Source organism: Streptomyces sp. SAS_281 (assembly GCF_052542855.1).
Genome location: NZ_JBMNDO010000001.1, coordinates 235,461 through 254,164, shown reverse-complemented (window position 1 = coordinate 254,164; position 18,704 = coordinate 235,461). Strand labels below are relative to the sequence as shown.

The window sequence follows — 18,704 nt, the reverse complement described above, 5'->3', positions numbered from 1 at the left end:
GGGCGGGGGCTTGCCCCCGCCCGGCCCGCGTCGCCCACCAAGCAGGAGATGAGGAGAGCCTGATGACACGGCACCGGCCCAGCCTGTTCGAGGGCGCGGGGCAGGCCATGCTGCGCGCCGCGGTTCACACAAGCGAGCCCGCCATGCCGCCCTGGCCGACGTCCACGGCACCCACGCAGGAGTGGCGCGCGTGGCTCAGCACGGTGTGGTCCGATACCGACTTCCGGCGGACCGTGTCGCAGGCGAGCCCTCACCTCACCGAGCAGGTGCAGGCCATCATCGACGGCCGCACGCCGAAGGCACGCCGAATGCGCCGGGCAGCGCTGTCCACCGCCCGCTACGCGATCCGCTACGCCCGCCGCTCCACCCCCTACGGCCTCTTCGCCGGCGTCGCCCCGCTCGCCTTCGACCGGGCCACGTCCGTCCACATCGGCACCAAGCACCAGGCCGTGGCACGCCCCGAGCCGGTCGGGCTCGACGAAATGCTCACCACCTGGGAGAGCGACGCGGTACGCATGGCCGACGCCGAGGTCTGCGTGAACACCCTGATCAGACAGCAGGGCCAGCACATCCTCGTACCGTCTGAGGGCGACGCCGCTTTCCGCCTCTCCCTCAGCCCGGCACTGCGTCTCGTACTCGACGTGGCCCGATCGCCGATCGGGTACCGCCAGCTGTCCGACAAGCTGGCCGCAGAATTCCCCGCGGTGAGCGACGCCTCACGCGACCGGCTGCTCGGTGAGCTGTTGCGGGTGCGGCTGTTGCGCTCCTCCCTGCGTGCGCCCGCCACCGTCGCCGACCCCACCGATGTCCTACCGCCTGCGGCGCGCGTCAAAGCAACCGATCTGCGGGCCGCATACGACCTACGGCTGGACGCCGACGTGCGCCTGCCCGAGCAGGTGCTGACTGAAGCGGAGACCGCGGCGAGCGTCCTGGCCCGCCTGGTCACCCACCCGGCCGGAACACCGACCTGGCGGCGGTGGATCGCGCAGTTCACCGAGCGCTACGGCGAGAACACCGCCGTGCCAGTGGAGATGGCCACGAACCCCGGCCAAGGAGTGGGCTTCCCTGCAGGCTTCGTCACGGCGAGCGAACCCCCTCGTCCGATGTCCCGGCGGGACCGCTTGCTGTTGGAGCTCGCCGGCACCGCCGCCGCCGAAGGCTGCCTCACCGTCACGATGACCGGGTCGATGATCGAGGAGCTGGAAGCAGCAGCCGGCGAGATGCCTCATGACACGGCGCCCCACCTCGAACTGGCCGCACAGGTCCACGCCACGTCCGTCCCTGCCCTGGACCGGGGCGACTTCCGGCTGCGAGTCCTGACCGTTTCCCGCTCCGCCGGCTCGATGACCGGCCGGTTCTGGCACCTCTTCCCCGGCACCGAGAGGACGTGCGCGCGCCTGCCTACCGTTGACCCGCAGGCCGAACTCGCCCAGCTCTCCTTCCACGCTGGACGCGTGCCGGCCGACCTACTCACCCGCGCACCCCAGGCCCTGCCCCGGATCGTCAGCGTCGGCGAGTTTCGGCGCCCCGGACCGCATGTCCTCTTCCCTCGCGACCTGTCGGTCACCGTCGCGGACGGTCTCCCCAAGCTGGTGGAATCCGCGACGGGCAGGCCGCTGGAGCTGCTGGCCCCCACCGCCATCAACTTCCTGTGGAACAACTACACCCCGCCGATGGCGCGCTTCCTCGGCGAGATCGGCCGGGCCGCGTCCCCGCAGGTGACCTGGTTCGACTGGGGCGCCGCCTGGGCCCTGCCCTTCACCCCGGCCCTCACCTACCGGCGCACCATCCTCACCGCCGGCCGTTGGAAGATCCGCAGCCGCACGCTGCCCGCCCGCACCGCCTCACTTGAGCAGTGGGCGGACCAACTTCACGCCTGGCGTGCCCGGGTCCGTGTGCCGGAACGGGTCCTTCTTGCCGAGGACGACCAGCAGCTGCCCCTCGACCTTTCCCGCGACGTCGATCTGGACCTGCTGCGCGCGCACCTGGATTCCAGCTCCTTCGGCATCGCCACTCTGCACGAGGCGCCCCCGACGGGGGCCGACGGGTGGATCGGCGGCCGGGCCCACAGCATCGTCGTCCCACTGGCCAGGCGCTCATGACCATGATCGCCGTGCCCCGCACGCAGGACCTGTCCGAGGGCGCCCTGGGGATGGCCCTGCTCGACATCGAACGCCACGACCTGTCCACCGCTCGCCGGCACCTAACCCAGGCCACTGCACGCGGGGTCAGCACCGGCAGCAACGCCAGCCTCTTCCACGGCGCACCTGCCCTGGAGTTCGTCCTGGCCCGCGCCCACGGAGCCGGCGACGACGTCCGCGCGGCGGTCGACCGCGTTGTGGACGCCCGGCTCGCCGCAGCCCACCGCCGTCAGGCGTCCGGCGCACTGCCCCACCTCGCAGAGTGGGACCTCATCCGGGGCCTGACCGGGCTCGCCGCCCTCTTGCTGTCCCGCCAATCACCCGCTCCCCGGCTGCCCGACGTCCTCACCTGCCTCGTCGCGCTCGCCCGCCCCGGCCACAGCGACGGCCGGGTACTGCCCGGTTGGTGGTCGGCGGCCGGCCCGGACGGGAAGGAGATGGTCGGCGGGCATGGCAACAACGGCATGGCTCACGGCATCGCCGGGCCCCTTGCCGTGCTCTCCCTCGCCTTGCGCGAAGGCGTCCGCGTCCCCGGGCAGGAAGAGGCCGTCGGCACTGTCGCGACCTGGCTCGACCGGCACGGCAGCCATTACTGGTCCACCGCAGCCCATCTGGACGTCGAGCAACCGCCTGCACCGGAGCCATCCCGCCCGTCCTGGTGCTACGGCCGGCCCGGTATCGCCCGCGCCCAGCAGCTCGCCGCACTCGCCCTCCAGGACCCAGCCCGCCGCCGGGTGGCCGAGGACACCGTGGAGAGCATCCTGACCGACCCGACGCATCTCGCCCCGGTCACCGACTCCACGCTTTGCCATGGCTGGGCCGGGTTGCTGACGCTCACCCGCGCGGTCGCCGCCGACAGCACCACCCCTGACCGCTTCACCCCGATCATCCAGGACCTGCAGCAACGGCTGGCCAGCGGCTGGGAGCACCTGCCCAAGCTCGGCTTCATGGAAGGCCGTGCCGGAGCCCAACTCGCCCTCCACTCCCCCGATCCCACGGGGTGGAGCCGCGTCCTCCTGCTCACCTGATCCCCGGACCTGCCCATGCACAAGGAGCTTCCCGTATGAACTTCGACGACGAGAACCTGCCGATCCCCCCGGCCGCGTCCTGGTGGCACGCCTCCGTGGCCTTCGCCGATCCGCACGTAGATGCTGCTCGGGCCCTGGCGACCGCGCTCGGCGAGCACCGTTTCCACTTCCTGCGCAAGGACGGGGGCGTGCGCCTGCGCACCGATCAGCCCGCCGCCGGTCTCCTTGACCAGCTCCTCGCTGACCGCGTCATCACCGGATGGACGGGCGGGGTCTACGAGCCGGAGACCTATGCGTTCGGCGGCCCAGGGGGCATGGCCGTCGCGCACGACGTGTTCTGCGCCGACAGCCCGGCCGCGCTCGCCGAGACCGGCACCCTCGGCGCCCGCGAGCGCAGCGTGATGCTGCTGTCCGCCATGATCCGCGAGGCCGGGCTGGACCCGTTCGAAGCCGGCGACGTCTACGCCCAGTGGGCAGCTCTGCGGCCCCCCGTCACGCCGCCCCAGGGGCCTGCCCTGGAGAAGGCTGTCTCCGCGATGCGGCGGCTGATGAACGCGGACGCCGCCCTGCGCCCGGCGCCCGAGGCGGGCTGGGTCGAGCGGGTCGCCGCGTTCGAGGACGCCGGCCGACGCCTGCGTCGGCTCGCCGCCGACGGCCGGCTGATACGCGGAATCCGGGGCGTCATCACCCATCACGCGATCTTCGCGTTCAACCGCGCGGGCGTGCCTGCCGAAGCGCAGGCCGCCACCGCGTGGCTCGGCCGTCACGTCGCCTTCTCCGCCGGAGAAGGCGCTGACGTGTCTACCCGCAAGTCCGCCTCCGCAGACCCTAGCCTCCCTCGAATGGAGACCACCGTGACACCCGTGACCGACCCCATCAACCTGCGTGAAGCCCTCGCCCAGAGGCTCATCGACAGCGGCCACCTGCGCAGCAAGGCGGCCATCGACGCCTTCCGCACCACCGACCGGAACGCCTTCCTGCCCGGCGTCGATCTGGAGAGCGCGTACAAGGAGGACGCGGTCCCGGTCAAGCACGACGAGTACGGGGAGATGATCTCCTGCATCTCCGCGCCGTCCATCGTCGCCACCCAGCTCGAACAGCTCGGGGCCCAGCCCGGCCACAAGGTCCTGGAAGCCGGAGCCGCCACCGGCTACAACGCCGCCCTCCTCGGCAAGATCGTCTCCCCCGGCGGACAGGTGTGGACCCTCGACGTCGACCAGGATCTTGTCGCAGGTGCGGGCAAACACCTCGCCGAGGCCGGCGTCGACAACGCCACCGCGGTGATGGCCGACGGCGCCGCCGGGCTGCCCGAGCACGCCCCCTACGACCGGATCATCTTCACCGTCGGCGCCGGCGACGTCCCCGTGAAGATCCTCGACCAGCTCGCTCCCGGCGGGCGCCTGGTCCTGCCGATGCGGATCCGCGGCAGTATCTCTCGGAGCTTTGCCTTCGAACGTGACGGAGAGACGTGGAAGACCGTCTCCTGCGAGATGGCCACCTTCATCCCGCTGCGCAAGGGCGTCTGCGACGACGTGTACACCCTCGTACCGATGGCGGGGGACGGCAACGTGCGACTGGAGACGTTCAGCGAGCAGGACATCGACCGCGACGCCCTGCGCACCGTCCTCGACCAGCAGCAGACCAAGATCTACACCGGGGTGAAGTTCCGCCAGGGCTCCGCCTGGGAGTGGCTGTACCTGTACCTGGCCTGCGTGCTGCCCAACGGCCTCTCCCGACTTCCGGGTCAACGCCACGGATTCACCCCGCACTTCGGCTGGGGCTCCATGGCCGCCCTCGACGGCGGATCACTTGCGTACCTGACCATCCGCGAGGGCGAAGACAAGGAAGGCCGGTACTGGGAAGTGGGTGTGATCGGCCACGGCGAGGGTCGCGCCGCCATCGCCGAGCGCGTCGTGGACGAGATCCGCGCCTGGGACGCGACCGGCGGAAACGACGCCCCGGAACCCGGCTTCCGGATGGCCGTCGCCGATGCCCGTGAACGGCTTACGGCGGACGACCCGCGCTTCGTCGTCGACAAGCCTTACAGCCGACTGGTCGTCGACTGGGCGCGCAAGGGCTGAGTCGGTGATCCCCGCGATAGCCAGCCGCATCCCACTGGTCCGCCGCACCAAGGCGCCCGCGCTCCCCATGGTGGAGCGCATCAAACACCTCACCGGGCTGACCGTCGCGCCCGCAGGTGCGGGCCACCACAACTTGGTGGCCCGCACCTGCGGGGTCCTCAACTACGCCGCGCTAATCGCCTCCGACGTCGGCTTACCCGGCCTGGCCGAGGACCTGTGCTGGCGCCAGCACCAGGTCTTCGCCGATGCCGGGCGTCTGAATGGGCGGATCGCCGTCATGTCGCTGATGCCGCTGGTCAACCTCTCCCGACTGCAGACCCGCGCCGGCCGGGGCGAACTCGGCTACAGCTTGTTGCGCTGCCTCAACGACGCGGCCCGCCACCGGAGCAAGACCAACATCGACGGCCGCACGGTCGACCTCGCGGCCCTCACCGGAACGGACCAGGACCATCGCACCGTGTGCCAGGAGCTGTACGTCACCCTGCTCGTGGACGGTGCCCGCGCCCTCGCCCAGATCGGCCGGTGGACCGAGGCCGCCGATGCCATGGCCCAGCACCGCGGCATCGGTAACCGTCTCCTCGACGGCCGCCAGATCAAGATCATGGCCCTCATGGAACAGGGCCAGGAACAGCAGGCCCTCGACCTGATCGACGCCACCCAGCCCACGGAGCCCTGGGAGAAGGCCGTCGCGCTCCTCCTACACGCCCACTGTCGGCCCCCTGACGGCCCCGTCCCCAAAGCCGATCTCGACCGAACCCTCGATGAAGCCCTTCAGCTCCTTGTCCAGCCCGATTTGTCGACCGCTGCCTTCCAGACCCGGGTGGGCCTCTCGGCTCTGGAGCTGGATCGAGCCGGGCGTCATGCCGCCCCAATTCTCGCTGCCCTCGTCAACGTTGCCCGACTCGACGCCTACGCAGCACGAGAGGCTCTGCACCACCCCGTCGCCGCATCAGCCCTGGTCGACCAGGCGACAGCAGAGCTCACCACGGTGATCGCCACGGCCGGACTGGGAGTCGGTGCCCTGTCCGCCCACGACCACGAGGCTCTGACTGGCGCGGTCGGCCATGCCGAGAGGGAGCTGGAATGGCTGCTGCAGGCCGAGCCGGATTGCGTTTAGGAGGGGACGGCTTGCGGCGCCCCGGTGTACCCCCTGCACGGTGCGGTGTTATCAGCGTTTCGGCCATTCCCTGCCCGCAGCCGCTCCCAGTCAGATCAGGGATCGAGTGCCCGTCGGGTCAGCGCACGCTGGGAAAGCGGGCTTCCCAGCACGACCGAATGACGTGTGTTCGATATCGCATCCGTGTCGTTAGACCTCACGACTCAGCCGCAGCGACCGTCCTAGGGGGAACGATGACCTCGGCCATTCCACAAGACCAGCCGCCGCAATCCCGCACTCAGGGGGACCTCTGGGCCCCTGCCGTGCTCCTCGACGACCTCGCCCCCTTCATGCGGGTGGCCGTCCAGAACGGCGCGTTGTACAGCGAGACGGGCTGCACCGCATGACCCGCACACCGGCCGATGCGCCCCACCGCGCGCCGGCTGCTACAGCGGCCGGGCGTCCCGACACCCGACTCGTGGTGCTTCGCGGGAACTCAGCGTCGGGCAAGTCGAGCGTGGCCCAGGGGCTGCGAGATCACTACGGCCGCGGTGTCGCGATCGTGGGCCAGGACGTGATCCGCCGGAACGTGCTGCGCGAGCACGACACCACGGGCGGTGCCAACATTGCCCTGCTCGGCAGGATCGCCCGCCAGGCCCTCGACGCGGGCTTCCACGTAGTGCTCGAAGGGATCCTGTACGCCGACCGCTACGGCCACATGATCACGTCACTGGTACGGGACCACCGCGGCGTCTCGGCCTGCTACTACCTGGACGTGCCGCTGGAGTCGACGTTGGTACGGCATGCGTCGAAGGCGGACGCCGCGTACCTGGAGCAAGTCACCGACCGCCACCTCACCTCGTGGTACCGGGAGCTGGATCTGCTGCCAGGCGGACTGGAAGCCGTGATCCCGGTCGACAGCACGCTGCAGGACACCGTCGCCCGGATCGTGCGCGACACCGATTTGAACCCTGCCGCCGCCCCGCCACCGCAGTGCAAGCCTTCACAGGGAGACGCCATGAACCCTCTGGTGCTGATGTCCGATCCGCAGGTCGCGGCGATCCCGGTGCGCGAGTGCGGAGAACCGCTCGTCGACGTGCGCGACCACGACTTCCGCATCGACCCCCGCAAGCAAGACTCCCTGGGCGCATTCGCCCACGTCCGTGAAGGCATCCTCGCCCGGCTGAAGCATGCTCGTTCGATCCTGCCCGCCGGCACCGACCTGCTGTTCATCGAGGGCTACCGGCCACTGGCGCTCCAACAGCGCTACTTCACCGCGTACCGCGACGAGCTCGCCGCCGCCCATCCCGACTGGACACCTGAGCAGCTGCACCAGGCCGCCAGCCGGTACGTGTCTCCGCCGGAAATCGCGCCGCACTCCGCCGGCGCGGCCGTGGATGTGACCCTCGTCGACCAGGACGGCCACGAACTCGACCTCGGCACCCGCGTCAACGCCACCCCCGAGGAAAGCAACGGAGCCTGCTTCACGCACGCCTCAAACCTCAGCGACCAGGCGTGCCACCACCGCATGCTGCTGCTCAACGCCATGAAGAGCGCGGGCTTTACGAACTATGGAACCGAGTTCTGGCACTTCTCGGCAGCAGACAGGTACGACGCGCTGATGCGCCAAGAGCCGCATGCGCGCTACGGACCGATCAAACTGCCCTAGCACGTCGGCGGACTCGCCCATTCCCCCGCCGCCCGCTCCGATCCGCAGACACAGGAGTGCGGCGGCCACCGTTCCGCGACCGGTCCGCACGACCGCGACGGCCGGACAGGCACCGAACCGAGGCACATACATATGTCCGACGACACCCAGACCACTGCTTCCACCGCGAGCCCGGACTACTGGGAACCGCTCTGGGCCGACGGCCGCCGCTACCGGCAGCTGTGCCAGGCCGAGAAGCAGCTGATGGCCGAGCATCTCTGTCCCGGCGAGGGCCGCCCCGCCCTCGACATCGGCAGCGGCGACGGTGGCCTTGCCCGCCACCTTCACCACGAACTGGGCTACCGCACGACAGGCATCGACTGCTCCGCCACCGCCGTCACGCTCGCCGCCGCCCAGGACACCGGTCCCGGGCCGACATGGCAGTGCCTGGACATCACCGCCGACGACCTCGCAGCACTCCCGGACGCGGCGTACACCCTCATCACCTGCCGTCTGGTCTACCGGTGGATGGACGACAAACCCGGCTTCCTCAGCCGGGTCAGCCGCCTGCTCGCGCCCGGCGGGACCTTCTGGGTCGTCACCGAAATCGCTGGCCGCCGCACGAGCACCGACCCGGCTCTCCTCGGACTCGGCATCTCGCCCGCGGACGCCGAGCTGCTCACGGCCGGCTGGTCCGTCGTGCGTACCGCGGACCTCGACGTCCTGCGCTGCTACGCCCTGCGCCCCTGACCACCCAGCGCTGCCCCGCGAACGGAAGGAAGCCCTTCGTGCTGGAAATCGAGAAGCACATCGCCGGCGTCTGGACCCTCTACGGCCAGCATCAGCTCGGCCGCACGTTCAACCTGCCTGAACTGGACGACTGGGACTGGGACATCCCGCAGGCCGGGCCCGGCATTGACGTGCTCGGCGAGGTCGCGGGCCTGCGCGTCCTGGACCTCGGAGCCGGAGTTGGCAGGCACGCCGCCCACCTGGCCTCCCTCGGCGCTCACGTCACCGCTGTCGATGCCTCCCCCACCCAACACCAGCGCGCCCTCACCCGATACCCCGACGCCCCCGGCCTGCGTTTCGTGTGCGCTGACGCCGTCGACCATCTACGGAAAGCTGAACCCTACGACCTGATCTACTCCGTCAGCAGCACGGACGAGGTCATCAGGGAAGCCGAATGGATCCATACACTGATTAGAGCACCAGTTCGAATCTCAGGTATCACCGGCCCGCCCGTGGGACCTGTGCGGCTCGCTCAAGCTCCGGCTGGCGCCGACACCGACGACGCCGCGGTACAACGCTTCCTCCGGCGCCTCAAGAACGTCCACGTCGCACGCTCCTACGTGATGATGGACTACGACATCCGCATGGAAAACGTCGAGGCCGCCATCAAGCTCACCCCCGGCCTGGAATCACCGACCGTGTCACCACTGCACAGCGAGGGCTGGGCAGCCGTACGCGCCATGGTCCCCGCCGACGATGCCCAACTCATCATGGACAAGCTCGAAGCCGCCGGCGCCCGCGCCATCCTGACGACCCGCATCCACGCCTGCCGCATGACTTGTCGGCGGTGAAGGGCCGCCTTGGTGTCGGCGTATCCGTTAACCGGATAACTCGTATGGCCGCCCCGACCGGGGACGCTCTGCACCGGGCCGGCGGATCGCGTCGCGGTGTAGGCGGCGTACGGGTCTGAAGAGGCATGGGCGCTGTGGATTGAGTCGTTCCTCGTTTCACCCTTCGCCACGCTGGGACGGCTCGCGGACATCGACGGGTCTGGTGTAGGCGTGAGCTACCTGGAGGAGCCAGTCCGTGTCGGCGCGCAGGTCTTTGCGGGCGGCTGTCTTCTTCGGCGGAGGGGCCACATCGTGGGCGAGGTGGCCGACGGCCAGGTCTGCGAGTGCCGCCTTCACCACGGCTGCTTCGATCGCGGCGGCGGCGCGATCGGTGCCCGATGTGAACGTCCGGGAGGCAGCTTCCTGAGTACTGCGGGATCGGTACGGTCGCAGTGCGAGGATGCCGTCGCTTATTTCGATGACGCGTCGCTGAAGGTGATACGAGGTATCGGAATCGGGTGTGCTGCCCGCGATCGGCCTGGCGGGCGAGAGAACGATATGCGGCACAGCCTCCGCAAGGTCCCGCCACAGAGGGGTGAGAGCTTCGAAGGAAGCCTTTTCCCAGCGGCGCTGGCGCATGTGCCGGATCGGATAGACGACGGCGGGCAGGGTCAGACCGAGACAGATCAGCACGACGGCAAGCGCTGGAGACGTCACACCGGCTGCGCAGCGCACGGCGCTCAGTGAGGTGCACCTGTCCCCGTGGCTGATGGGCGCCGGGTCCAGCCCCAGGTCTAGGAGTCTGAAGGATATGTAGCCGAGGTGAATCAGCGCGAAGCCCGTGCCCACCGCCGCGGTACGCAGGCCGATACGCACGGCGGTCCGTCGCGTCCTCCCCACTTGGCGCAGCGCCTGGACGACGAAGTTCACGTCCGTGGCTCCGATGACGGAGATGTACACGAGCATGTAAAAGACGTACGCGCGTGCCGAGTGACGGGTGGCCTGCTCGTATGCGAATAGGGCAACGACGCTGGCGAGGCCAGCAATAATCCATTTCAGACGCGCTCTGATGAGCCTCCTTGCTTCGGCGGGGCCCAGATTGAGCTGGAGCGAAACGGCCAGGACCGCTGCGGTCGCTCCCAGCGATGCACAGTCGCCGAGAATTCGGCTTCCATGGGGAACGGCCGCATCGAGGATTCCCTCGACCAGAGGCGCATACGAGGCAAGGAAAAGGGCGAAGGCCGCCAGGAGCGCGCTCATGGCCCACGTACCGGGAGGCCGCGGCCTCCTCCTGCCGAGAACCCAAAAAACGCCCGCCACGGCGAGCAGCGTGGCCATGCCGAGGAAAAAGATGCTCACGGGTCGACTTGACGCCTTCTAGAGGACTGAGTGCCCGAAGCCCCCCGGTGCTCCGGGCCCAGTCTTGAACGGGTAGGGGATTTTGCAGACTTGACGGTCAAGCCGGTGCCGGCGGCGGCACACAGGGCCGGACGCCTTCGGGTGAGCCACACGGCTGACTCTGGGAGCAGGTCAAGCCGAGAGAAATCTGCGAGGGCGACGTAGCTACCGCCCGCGAGGATGTACTGCCGAGAATGCGGGCGTCTGCGGCACTAGCGGCGGAAACGGAGGCGCAAGAGAAAAGGCTCATCGACCCCGTCTCCAGGCGGTCGGGAATGGCTGAGCAAAGAGAGCGTCCCACCTGGCTGGGCTGGTCTCCGGGCGGCGGGGCGGAGCGTCCCGGTCCTGGTAGATGCGTCGCCGGACCAAGCTGGCCATGATTTCGGCCTCTCGCTCTTCGCCGGTGGAGTACCCCGTGCGGCCCGACGCCCGGAACAGCTCTCCCGTGTCCGAGTCGGCCACCAGCCTGCCGGGATGGTCGCAGTACACATGGCTCAGCTCGTGCGCGAGAATATGCCGCTGGTGATGCACTGAAATGCCTTGCGCATAGAAGATCACGTCCGAGGTCTGCGTTTCCACCCGCATACCACAGACCCCACCGGAAATAACGAAGTCGGGAAGTGGGTTGAAGATAATTCCCTTCCCCCGTCGATCCGCTATTGCATCACAGAATTGGCGCGTCGTGAATCGATACGGGAGGCCGAGTTCATCGATCTTCTTCTCGCACTGCTCCCGCAGACGACGCTCAGCAACTTCGGACATGCACACGGCAAACTCCCATCTTCCGCATTACGGGCGCCCACGAGGCAGCGAGAACGCCAAAAGGTTAGGCCGAACCGGAACTAGCGGAACTGGGGCTGCCGCATACGGAACGTAACCTCCACCTGGGCCCAAGGGGGGCGACCTGTGATGCCCAGGTACACACCGAAAGGCCCATAGGCACCATTTCGGTCATGCCGTCGGCGCGCGAGGCGCGGAGCGCGATCGGCCCGCACTGGAGCCGGTTACGCTGAATGACGGAATGTTTCGCGATTTGTGACACAGATCACCAAGGCGGGGTTACGTTCCCGATCATGATTTCTGGGGACCGATACGACGGAGTCAGCGGCGAGCCACTGCCGATCCTGATGCGGTACTGGCGGGCGAGACGGAATCCCCGAGATATCCCCGGCCTCCCGCAGACGGTGCGGCGTAGAACGGGACTGACCCAACAGGATGTGGCCCACCTGGCAAAGGCGAGCGTGCGCTGGTATCGGCAGTTGGAGAACGGCGTCGCGGCCGACTATTCGGCCGACCTCCTTGACCGCGTCGCAACTGCACTTGACCTGAGTCCCGCCGAACGCGCCACGCTGTATCTGAGAGCCGTAGGCCGGCCACCGGCCCCCTCAACACCGTCCGGGAGCGGAGCGTCTGGGGAGTGGGACCAGGACCTGCTCCAGTGGTTCCTGGAGAACCAGGAGCCAGTTCCGGCCTTTGCCACGGACCTGTGCTGGGATGTGGTCGCGCACAACTCCAGCCTGCGGCGCTGGTTTCCCTGGGTAGAGCACGGAGCCAACCAGATGCGCTGGGTATTTCTCGATCCCTCGGCGCGGGAGCAGTTGGTGAACTGGTCGGTGGACTGGGCGCGGCCTTTTCTGGGACAGCTCCGCTATGCGCGGGCCCATCACCCGGAAGACGTCGCGCTGGCCCAGCTCGAACACGACATTCTCACGGGTTCCCCGGCCGCGCGGACATTGTGGGGCCGACCGGAGTTGGTTGAGCATACCCACGGAGAAATCCGTCGCCTCAGGCTCCCGTATCACCAGGGCAGGGAAGTGACCGTGCGCATCGTCACGATGCGGCCGATTCGCACCGTATCGCTCTGCGTGAATCTGCTGGTGAAGTACGGCTTCCCCGGGGGATCAGCCGACGCGTGACCACCGCGCCCCCTGCCGGGAAGTGACCCGCGCGCCGCGCTTCGGGCCTGGGCTTCACTCGTCGTCCAGGAGGTCGGAGAGGTCTGCTTCCGGCAGCCCCTGCAGCCGGCGCGTCTGGTCGAGCACCACTTCCACCATCCGCAGGCTCGACTCGTCCAGGCCGTCCGCTCGCAGGGCGACCCGGAGTACCCCCCGGTCACGCATGGCCGCGAGCACCCGCTCCTCGGCACCCTGCAGTTCGCTGCCCTGGTCCACGTCGGCGCCGGGCTCGTCGGCGCCGGGCTCGTCGGCGCCGGGCTCGTCGGCGCCGAGAAAGTAGTTCGGCTCCACCTTGAAGAAGGCAGCCAAGCCTTTGACCGTGGCCCACTTAGGGTTTTGGTTGACGCCCGTGCGTAGCTGCTGGAGGCCGCTCGGTGTGATCTTGATGCCGGTGCGGTCGAGGATGCCCTGGGAAACCTCCAAGTACGTGTACATGCGCCCTGCCGGATGTCTCTCCGTCTGCCAGAGGCGTTCGAGCAGCTCTGAGAAGGCTAGCTCTCCATTGCTCTGCGTCATCCATGGCCCTTTCGTCGCAGACGTCATTCTATCCACTGCAGTGGCGCCCCCGCGTGTCTCAAGTGGCAAAACTGCAGTTGACGGGGAGTGGGTGTCGGGGTGTACTTGCCCCCACGTTCGACCACCGGAGTGGATCGCTCCTGGTCGCAGGGCCATGGCGGGCCGCTGGCTCGCCGTCGATTGAAGGGCGAAGGAACTATGCGGCTCGTTCGACGGACTGGCACCTGCCGGCAGCCCCAGGCCCCCGCAACCAGTACAGGGTTTAAGAGCTACCTCTGGACCTTGACGCGGAGCCGTGCGTATGTTCGTCATCCCCCGCCGGGCAGACCGCCCGCGTGGACGAGCACAGGAGCACTGACGTGCACAACCTCCGGGCCTCATAAGTCCTTGGATACGGCGACGGCGCCCAGGAGCTGGAACTCTCGGACGCCGACCGCCTGACGGTACCCCCGCCCCGGCAAGGGCGGAGATCACCCACCACCGCACCGGACCTTTCCTACGGGCACCCCGGCGCGGCTTTCACTACAGAAGAGAGTCTGTCATGCCGCCTGCCCTGCGCAAAGGGCCGGCGCTGCCGGCCTGCGCGGCAGCCACCCCCGCTCCCCCGCTTCCCGTCCCGTCGAGACCCATGCCCGTGCGCCTACTGCAGGTGGTGTCCCGATGAGCGGCCAGGCACGCAAGTGGGTGTGGGAGAGCAGCAGCAGCCGCGGCACTGCCCGCCTGGTCCTGCTGTCGATCGCCGACCGGATCCCCGACGAGCAGTGCGTCGCGTACGCCTCCGTGACCGAGCTGATGACGCGGACGAACGCCAGCCGCAACGCGGTGCGTACCTCACTGGCCTTGCTGGCGGACGCCGGCGAGCTGGAGGTCATCCACGAATACGAGGGCCCGCAGCACAGCACGGTCTACCGCATGCCGCGTCCAGCTGCCTGGCTCGCGAAGGTCGCCGCTGCACAGAAGGCAGACCCGGCCCAGAGCGTCGAGGATGTCAAACCGCTGACGGACGCCGATCCCCCTCCGGCTTTGAAGGACCTTGACGAGGAGCGGCTGCGCAAACACCGCATCTGGCGCACCACGGGGTCAGAAACGGGCCCCCGTCGTCAGAATCCGGCCGGGTCAGCATCTGCTCCCCCTCGTCAGAATCCGACCCCTCCCCGGGTCCAAAACGGACCCCCCTCCGGGGCCAAATCTGACCCCCAGAACTGTAGTAGTGAACCGAAGGTGAACCGTAGGTACAGCAGTGGTGCTGCCGACCTCACCTCGGCTACTGACTGGCAGGTCGACGACGCGAGCCTGTCTTGGGCCCAGCAGCAGGGCCACCTGGAACGCCTCGGCGAGCAGGGCCTGCAGGCCGCGGACGCGAAATGGCGCCATTACCGCGCCACCTGGAGCCCTCGCTCCGCTGCTGCCTGGGCTACCGACTGGCGGTCCTGGATCGACCGCGAGCACACCCCCGCACCGCAGCGTCCGAGCCTCTACGCCCTGCCCGGCGGCAGTCCCGCCCCACAGGCCGGCATGACCCGCTCCGAAGCGCACATGGCCGCCCTGCTCGCCGCCATCGACGAACCGACTGGAACGGAATAACTGCATTGGACCGCCGCGAAGTTGCTGCCGTAATCGCCTACGTCGGCCGCCTGGACCCGCGCACGATCCGCACTGACGCGGGCGAGGCCCGCGACCAGCTCGCCATGTGGCACGAGCTGCTCGGGGATGTGCCCATGGCTACCGGCCAGGGCTGGGATGTGCGCGACGTGGTGCGCAAGCGCATCGTCGCCTCTCCGTACCCGATCCTGCCCGCCGATGTGGCCCGTGAGTGGAACGCCCACTACCGCGATCGTCTGGGCCGGCACACCGATCCAACGCCGATGGCCAACCCCGACGATCCGCGCGCCTGGCGAGCGGAGCTTGTGGCGACCCGCGACGCCGTCGTGACCGGGCGGATCGCCCCGTCGCCGCACCGTGGGGTGACGGCCGGGGAACCCCGCCCCGGCCTGGAGAAGACCCTCAAGGCCGTCGGCATCTACGTCCCGGACGCCGTACGAGCCGAGCTCGCTCCCTTCCGTCCGGCCCGTGCCGCCCGCGAAGCCGTCATCGCTGCCGGTGGACCCGACGTCTTCTGCGTCCCGTGCGAGAGGTGCCGCGCCCCGAAGGGCGAGCCCTGCCGCGAACTGAGCGGTGGAGGTGTCCGCAACCGGCACACCAAACCGCGCATCGAGCCGCATCCGACCCGCGTCGAGGACGCCCTGGCCGCTCAACCCCAGGCCATACCTGCCTGACCCGGCCACCACCCCCTCGAAGAAACGTTCCTCCATGCGGTACGGCCCGCCGCCGTGCCCCAAGCCCGCCTCGCCAAGGCCAGCCGCACCCCGCCACCACCGGTGCCGAGCGAACCGCGCCGGCCGAGGCGCCCTTCGGAGACTCCCTTGCGCCACATCACCACCAACGACTCCCCGGCCGCGACCATCCGTGGCATCGCCGACCACAGCTGGCAGGCCCGTGGCCTGTGCCACAACATGCCGCCAAAGGTCATCGACTCGCTCTTCTTTCACGCGGCCCGCGACCGCACGGCCATCGGTAAGGCGAAGTCGATCTGCGGCCAGTGCCCCGTGAAGAGGGCCTGCTTCGACTACGCCCTCGGCAACGAGATCAGGCACGGAATGTGGGGCGGCCTCACCGAGGACGAGCGCCGCCCCTGGCACGCCAAGGTCAACAAGCGCCTGGACTACAGCCGGGTGAAGGCAGCCTTCGAAGGGCGTGACATCCACCTCAGCGACGCCGAACGCGAGGCCGTCACCCGCCACGCGTACGTCCGAGGCTGGAGCCCCGAGCGCCTCGCCTTCACGCTGCGGCTCGACCTGGACTGGGCGCGTGACCTGATGCGCAACGCCGCTCACGCTGTCGCCGACCGCGACCGCTACTGGGACCAGGACGACGAGACCGAGCCGGCCGACGACGAGACGGCCCAGGACGAGACGGCCGAGGATGAGGACGTTGTCTCGCCGGTGCAGGTGCCCCGCCAGGTTCAGACCCACTCCCTGATCGCCGCTCTCCGAAAGGCCGCATGACTCACCCCATCGCCATGTCTCTGCCACTCGGCATTGATCCCGTCCACCCGGTCGCTGCTGTCGGGGTGCTCGCCCTGGTGCTGGCCGGATGGTCGATCCGACGCAACCGGAGACGGGCAGGCGCCCCGCGCACCGGCACCCCCACGGTCTGGGTCGCTGCCCTCGCGGCGCTGGGCTGCACGGCGTACAGCGCGGAGACCAGCTGGTTCTTCGCCGCTGACTACCTCGGCATGACCGGCACCGTGCAACGGGCTGCCTTCTTCTCCACAGCCGAGCTGGCGCTGTTCGCGAACGCTCTGCTGGCCCGCCAGAACCTGCGCAATCAAGGCGCACCCGGTGTGCCCGGCGTCCTGGTCTGGGTGCTCACCGGGGTGCAGATCATCCCGGCGTACGCCGAATCAGGGCCGGTCGGCGGCACCGTACGCGCGATCGTCGGTCCGGTCATGGCGGCCATGCTCTGGCATCTGGCCATGGGTATCGAGCTGCGGCTGCACAAGCCGGGCGCCTCCTCGCAGGGGCTGTTGGCTACGCTCGGCCGCGAAGTACGGGAACGTCTCCTCTCCCGCCTGGGTGTCGCCACACGGAACCGCGATGCCGCCCAGATCACCAGGGAGCGCGCCACGGAGCGAGCGGGGGCACTCGCGTCCCGACTGGCCAAGATGGCGGAGAAGGACCGCACGAATCGCCACGGGCGCCGGATCGAACGGCGGCTCGAGACGGCCCTTTCACGATCCGGGGTCGGCACCGATCCTGACCAGCGTCGTGTGCTTCTGGACCAGCTGGCCGCCCGCCGGCATGCCGCGGCCCTCGCCTCTGTCGCCCTGCCGTCCCCTTGGACTCAGCCCTCGTGGGAGCAGGACGACCACCTCGGGGACCGGTCCCCACGCGCTACGGCCCCGGGGACTCGGACGCTCCCCGAGGAACAGGTGAGCCCGACGGGGACGGTCCCCGAGGCCGGTACCCGAACCGCAGCCTCGATCGGGGACCGCGCTGTCGGGGACGCGGCCGGGCCCGTTGGGGACGGTCCCCACACCGTCCCCAACGACAACGGGGACCGGGAACACCCCCACACCGAAACGGGGACCGAGCCCGCCGGGAACCGTCCCCACACCGTCCCCAACGACAACGGGGACCGGGAACACCCCCACACCGAAACGGGGACCGAGCCCGCCGGGAACCGTCCCCACACCGTCCCCAACGACAACGGGGACCGGGAACACCCCCACACCGAAACGGGGACCGAGCCCGCCGGGAACCGTCCCCACACCGTCCCCCTGCGCCGCAAGCCGCCGCAGAAGGGCTCTCGAAACCGTCCGGGCGCTGGGAAGGACAAGGGCCGGCGGAACGGGCCCCGGCTGACCGTCGAGCAGATGGTCGAGCGGGTTCGTCCGCACGTGCCCGCGCTGCTGGAGCGGGACGGCAACGCGTCGGTCACCCGTCCCCAGCTGCGGGAGATCCTCCGCGCCGAGAACATCCAGGGCGGCCGGAACGAGCGCCTGACGCCGGTCCTGCAGCGGCTGCGGGACGAGGCCGCCACCACCACGACAAGGAGCACGGCCCGATGAAGACCTGCCATCGGTTCGCCACCATCAAGTCCGGCTTTGAGCAGGACATCCGGTTCCTGCGCGGTCACTCCGAGCGTCACCAGGGATCGACGTCGGCGAAGACAAGCGCGAAGAACGCCTTCTCGGTGAAGCGGAACATGGCGCGGGCCTTGAACCGGCACCTCGACCGCTGTCCCGAGTGCGGCTGACACCCGCAAAGGAGCAGGTCACGCGCCTGCCTCCGAATTCCGCCAGGTGGTCCGGCCTCGGTCGGGCCACCCGCGCCTGCGATGGAGGGATCGCCATGCCTGCCCGCAATCCGTGTGCGCGCGCCCCGTCGACCGCCGAGGCTGGCGCCTGGGCAGACGTGCTCGTACGACACCAGCTCCTACACGCAGCCGTGCTGGCCCCCAACGGCCAGTGGCTCGCCCAGGACCGCCCCGAGTCCCCTGTCCGGGTCCTCGACGGCCCGGCCGCCATGGTCGAACTCGCCGCCGAGAACCAGCACCGCATCCGCACCACGAGGAACCGCACCTGATGACGTACCCGACGAGACCCCCCACACACGCGCACGGTGAGCCGGACTACAACTCGACGTCATCGCGAGCAAGTTGGTGCGAGAGTAGTACTCCCGTTGGGAGTACTACTCTCGCGTCCTCCGCCCCGGGGGTGG

At 69.2% G+C, this 18,704-nt stretch carries 16 protein-coding genes and 2 pseudogenes; 15 read left to right on the top strand and 3 right to left on the bottom strand.

What is annotated here, in order from left to right:
- From ACN6LM_RS01210 to hisG, 8 genes and pseudogenes are all read left to right on the top strand, one after another.
- Positions 1-2,102: lantibiotic dehydratase family protein (locus tag ACN6LM_RS01210; RefSeq protein WP_445063356.1), on the top strand; the 2,102-nt coding region annotated here is incomplete at its 5' end.
- Positions 2,103-2,113: 11 nt separating this feature from the next.
- Positions 2,114-3,169, top strand: coding sequence for a lanthionine synthetase C family protein (locus ACN6LM_RS01205; RefSeq protein ID WP_445063355.1), 1,056 nt, complete (start codon positions 2,114-2,116; stop codon positions 3,167-3,169).
- 35 nt (positions 3,170-3,204) lie between these two features.
- Positions 3,205-5,250, top strand: coding sequence for a methyltransferase, FxLD system (gene fxlM, locus ACN6LM_RS01200; protein WP_445063354.1), 2,046 nt, complete (start codon positions 3,205-3,207; stop codon positions 5,248-5,250).
- Positions 5,251-5,254: 4 nt separating this feature from the next.
- Positions 5,255-6,367: a hypothetical protein gene (locus tag ACN6LM_RS01195; RefSeq protein ID WP_445063353.1), complete on the top strand. Its 1,113-nt coding sequence runs from the start codon at positions 5,255-5,257 to the stop codon at positions 6,365-6,367.
- A 382-nt stretch (positions 6,368-6,749) separates the two neighbouring features.
- Positions 6,750-8,015: a M15 family metallopeptidase gene (locus ACN6LM_RS01190; RefSeq protein ID WP_445063352.1), complete on the top strand. Its 1,266-nt coding sequence runs from the start codon at positions 6,750-6,752 to the stop codon at positions 8,013-8,015.
- A 132-nt stretch (positions 8,016-8,147) separates the two neighbouring features.
- A complete protein-coding gene (locus ACN6LM_RS01185) occupies positions 8,148-8,744 on the top strand; it encodes a class I SAM-dependent methyltransferase (RefSeq protein ID WP_445063351.1) in 597 nt (198 codons plus the stop codon).
- Between the two features lie 38 nt (positions 8,745-8,782).
- Positions 8,783-9,175: pseudogene (locus ACN6LM_RS01180) on the top strand (class I SAM-dependent methyltransferase); the annotation flags it as partial.
- 93 nt (positions 9,176-9,268) lie between these two features.
- A pseudogene (gene hisG, locus ACN6LM_RS01175) lies at positions 9,269-9,574 on the top strand (ATP phosphoribosyltransferase); the annotation flags it as partial.
- Positions 9,575-9,730: 156 nt separating this feature from the next.
- Here hisG and ACN6LM_RS01170 read toward each other — a convergent pair.
- Positions 9,731-10,912 (bottom strand): MAB_1171c family putative transporter, encoded by a 1,182-nt coding sequence (locus ACN6LM_RS01170; protein WP_445063350.1) that lies wholly within the window; start codon positions 10,910-10,912, stop codon positions 9,731-9,733.
- 285 nt (positions 10,913-11,197) lie between these two features.
- Positions 11,198-11,713, bottom strand: coding sequence for a regulator component (locus ACN6LM_RS01165; protein ID WP_445063349.1), 516 nt, complete (start codon positions 11,711-11,713; stop codon positions 11,198-11,200).
- Positions 11,714-12,024: 311 nt separating this feature from the next.
- Here ACN6LM_RS01165 and ACN6LM_RS01160 point away from each other — a divergent pair, with 311 nt between their 5' ends.
- Positions 12,025-12,867, top strand: coding sequence for a helix-turn-helix domain-containing protein (locus tag ACN6LM_RS01160; RefSeq protein ID WP_445063348.1), 843 nt, complete (start codon positions 12,025-12,027; stop codon positions 12,865-12,867).
- A gap of 54 nt (positions 12,868-12,921) precedes the next feature.
- Here the strand turns inward: ACN6LM_RS01160 and ACN6LM_RS01155 are convergent, their stop codons facing one another.
- Positions 12,922-13,422, bottom strand: coding sequence for a hypothetical protein (locus ACN6LM_RS01155; protein ID WP_445063347.1), 501 nt, complete (start codon positions 13,420-13,422; stop codon positions 12,922-12,924).
- Between the two features lie 660 nt (positions 13,423-14,082).
- Between ACN6LM_RS01155 and ACN6LM_RS01150 the strand changes: the two genes are divergently transcribed.
- The 6 genes from ACN6LM_RS01150 to ACN6LM_RS01125 all read left to right on the top strand — a co-directional run bounded on the left by ACN6LM_RS01150 (position 14,083) and on the right by ACN6LM_RS01125 (position 18,569).
- Positions 14,083-15,006: a helix-turn-helix domain-containing protein gene (locus ACN6LM_RS01150; protein ID WP_445063346.1), complete on the top strand. Its 924-nt coding sequence runs from the start codon at positions 14,083-14,085 to the stop codon at positions 15,004-15,006.
- Positions 15,007-15,011: 5 nt separating this feature from the next.
- A complete protein-coding gene (locus tag ACN6LM_RS01145; RefSeq protein WP_445063345.1) occupies positions 15,012-15,698 on the top strand; it encodes a zinc finger domain-containing protein in 687 nt (228 codons plus the stop codon).
- A 147-nt stretch (positions 15,699-15,845) separates the two neighbouring features.
- Positions 15,846-16,487: a WhiB family transcriptional regulator gene (locus tag ACN6LM_RS01140; protein ID WP_445063344.1), complete on the top strand. Its 642-nt coding sequence runs from the start codon at positions 15,846-15,848 to the stop codon at positions 16,485-16,487.
- Between the two features lie 14 nt (positions 16,488-16,501).
- Positions 16,502-18,052, top strand: a complete 1,551-nt coding sequence (locus tag ACN6LM_RS01135; protein WP_445063343.1) for a hypothetical protein — start codon at positions 16,502-16,504, stop codon at positions 18,050-18,052.
- A complete protein-coding gene (locus ACN6LM_RS01130) occupies positions 18,049-18,240 on the top strand; it encodes a hypothetical protein (RefSeq protein ID WP_053558947.1) in 192 nt (63 codons plus the stop codon). Before ACN6LM_RS01135 ends, ACN6LM_RS01130 begins: the two co-directional genes overlap by 4 nt.
- 95 nt (positions 18,241-18,335) lie before the next feature.
- Positions 18,336-18,569: a hypothetical protein gene (locus ACN6LM_RS01125; protein ID WP_445063342.1), complete on the top strand. Its 234-nt coding sequence runs from the start codon at positions 18,336-18,338 to the stop codon at positions 18,567-18,569.
- Positions 18,570-18,704: the final 135 nt, after the last annotated feature.

What these genes read in the sequence shown, in the direction of transcription:
- fxlM (WP_445063354.1), top strand. Translation starts at nt 3,205, where the DNA reads ATGAACTTCGACGACGAGAACCTGCCGATCCCCCCGGCCGCGTCCTGG.
- ACN6LM_RS01190 (WP_445063352.1), top strand. Translation starts at nt 6,750, where the DNA reads ATGACCCGCACACCGGCCGATGCGCCCCACCGCGCGCCGGCTGCTACA.
- ACN6LM_RS01185 (WP_445063351.1), top strand. Translation starts at nt 8,148, where the DNA reads ATGTCCGACGACACCCAGACCACTGCTTCCACCGCGAGCCCGGACTAC.
- ACN6LM_RS01165 (WP_445063349.1), bottom strand. Translation starts at nt 11,713, where the DNA reads ATGTCCGAAGTTGCTGAGCGTCGTCTGCGGGAGCAGTGCGAGAAGAAG.
- ACN6LM_RS01160 (WP_445063348.1), top strand. Translation starts at nt 12,025, where the DNA reads ATGATTTCTGGGGACCGATACGACGGAGTCAGCGGCGAGCCACTGCCG.
- ACN6LM_RS01155 (WP_445063347.1), bottom strand. Translation starts at nt 13,422, where the DNA reads ATGACGCAGAGCAATGGAGAGCTAGCCTTCTCAGAGCTGCTCGAACGC.
- ACN6LM_RS01150 (WP_445063346.1), top strand. Translation starts at nt 14,083, where the DNA reads ATGAGCGGCCAGGCACGCAAGTGGGTGTGGGAGAGCAGCAGCAGCCGC.
- ACN6LM_RS01135 (WP_445063343.1), top strand. Translation starts at nt 16,502, where the DNA reads ATGTCTCTGCCACTCGGCATTGATCCCGTCCACCCGGTCGCTGCTGTC.
- ACN6LM_RS01130 (WP_053558947.1), top strand. Translation starts at nt 18,049, where the DNA reads ATGAAGACCTGCCATCGGTTCGCCACCATCAAGTCCGGCTTTGAGCAG.
- ACN6LM_RS01125 (WP_445063342.1), top strand. Translation starts at nt 18,336, where the DNA reads ATGCCTGCCCGCAATCCGTGTGCGCGCGCCCCGTCGACCGCCGAGGCT.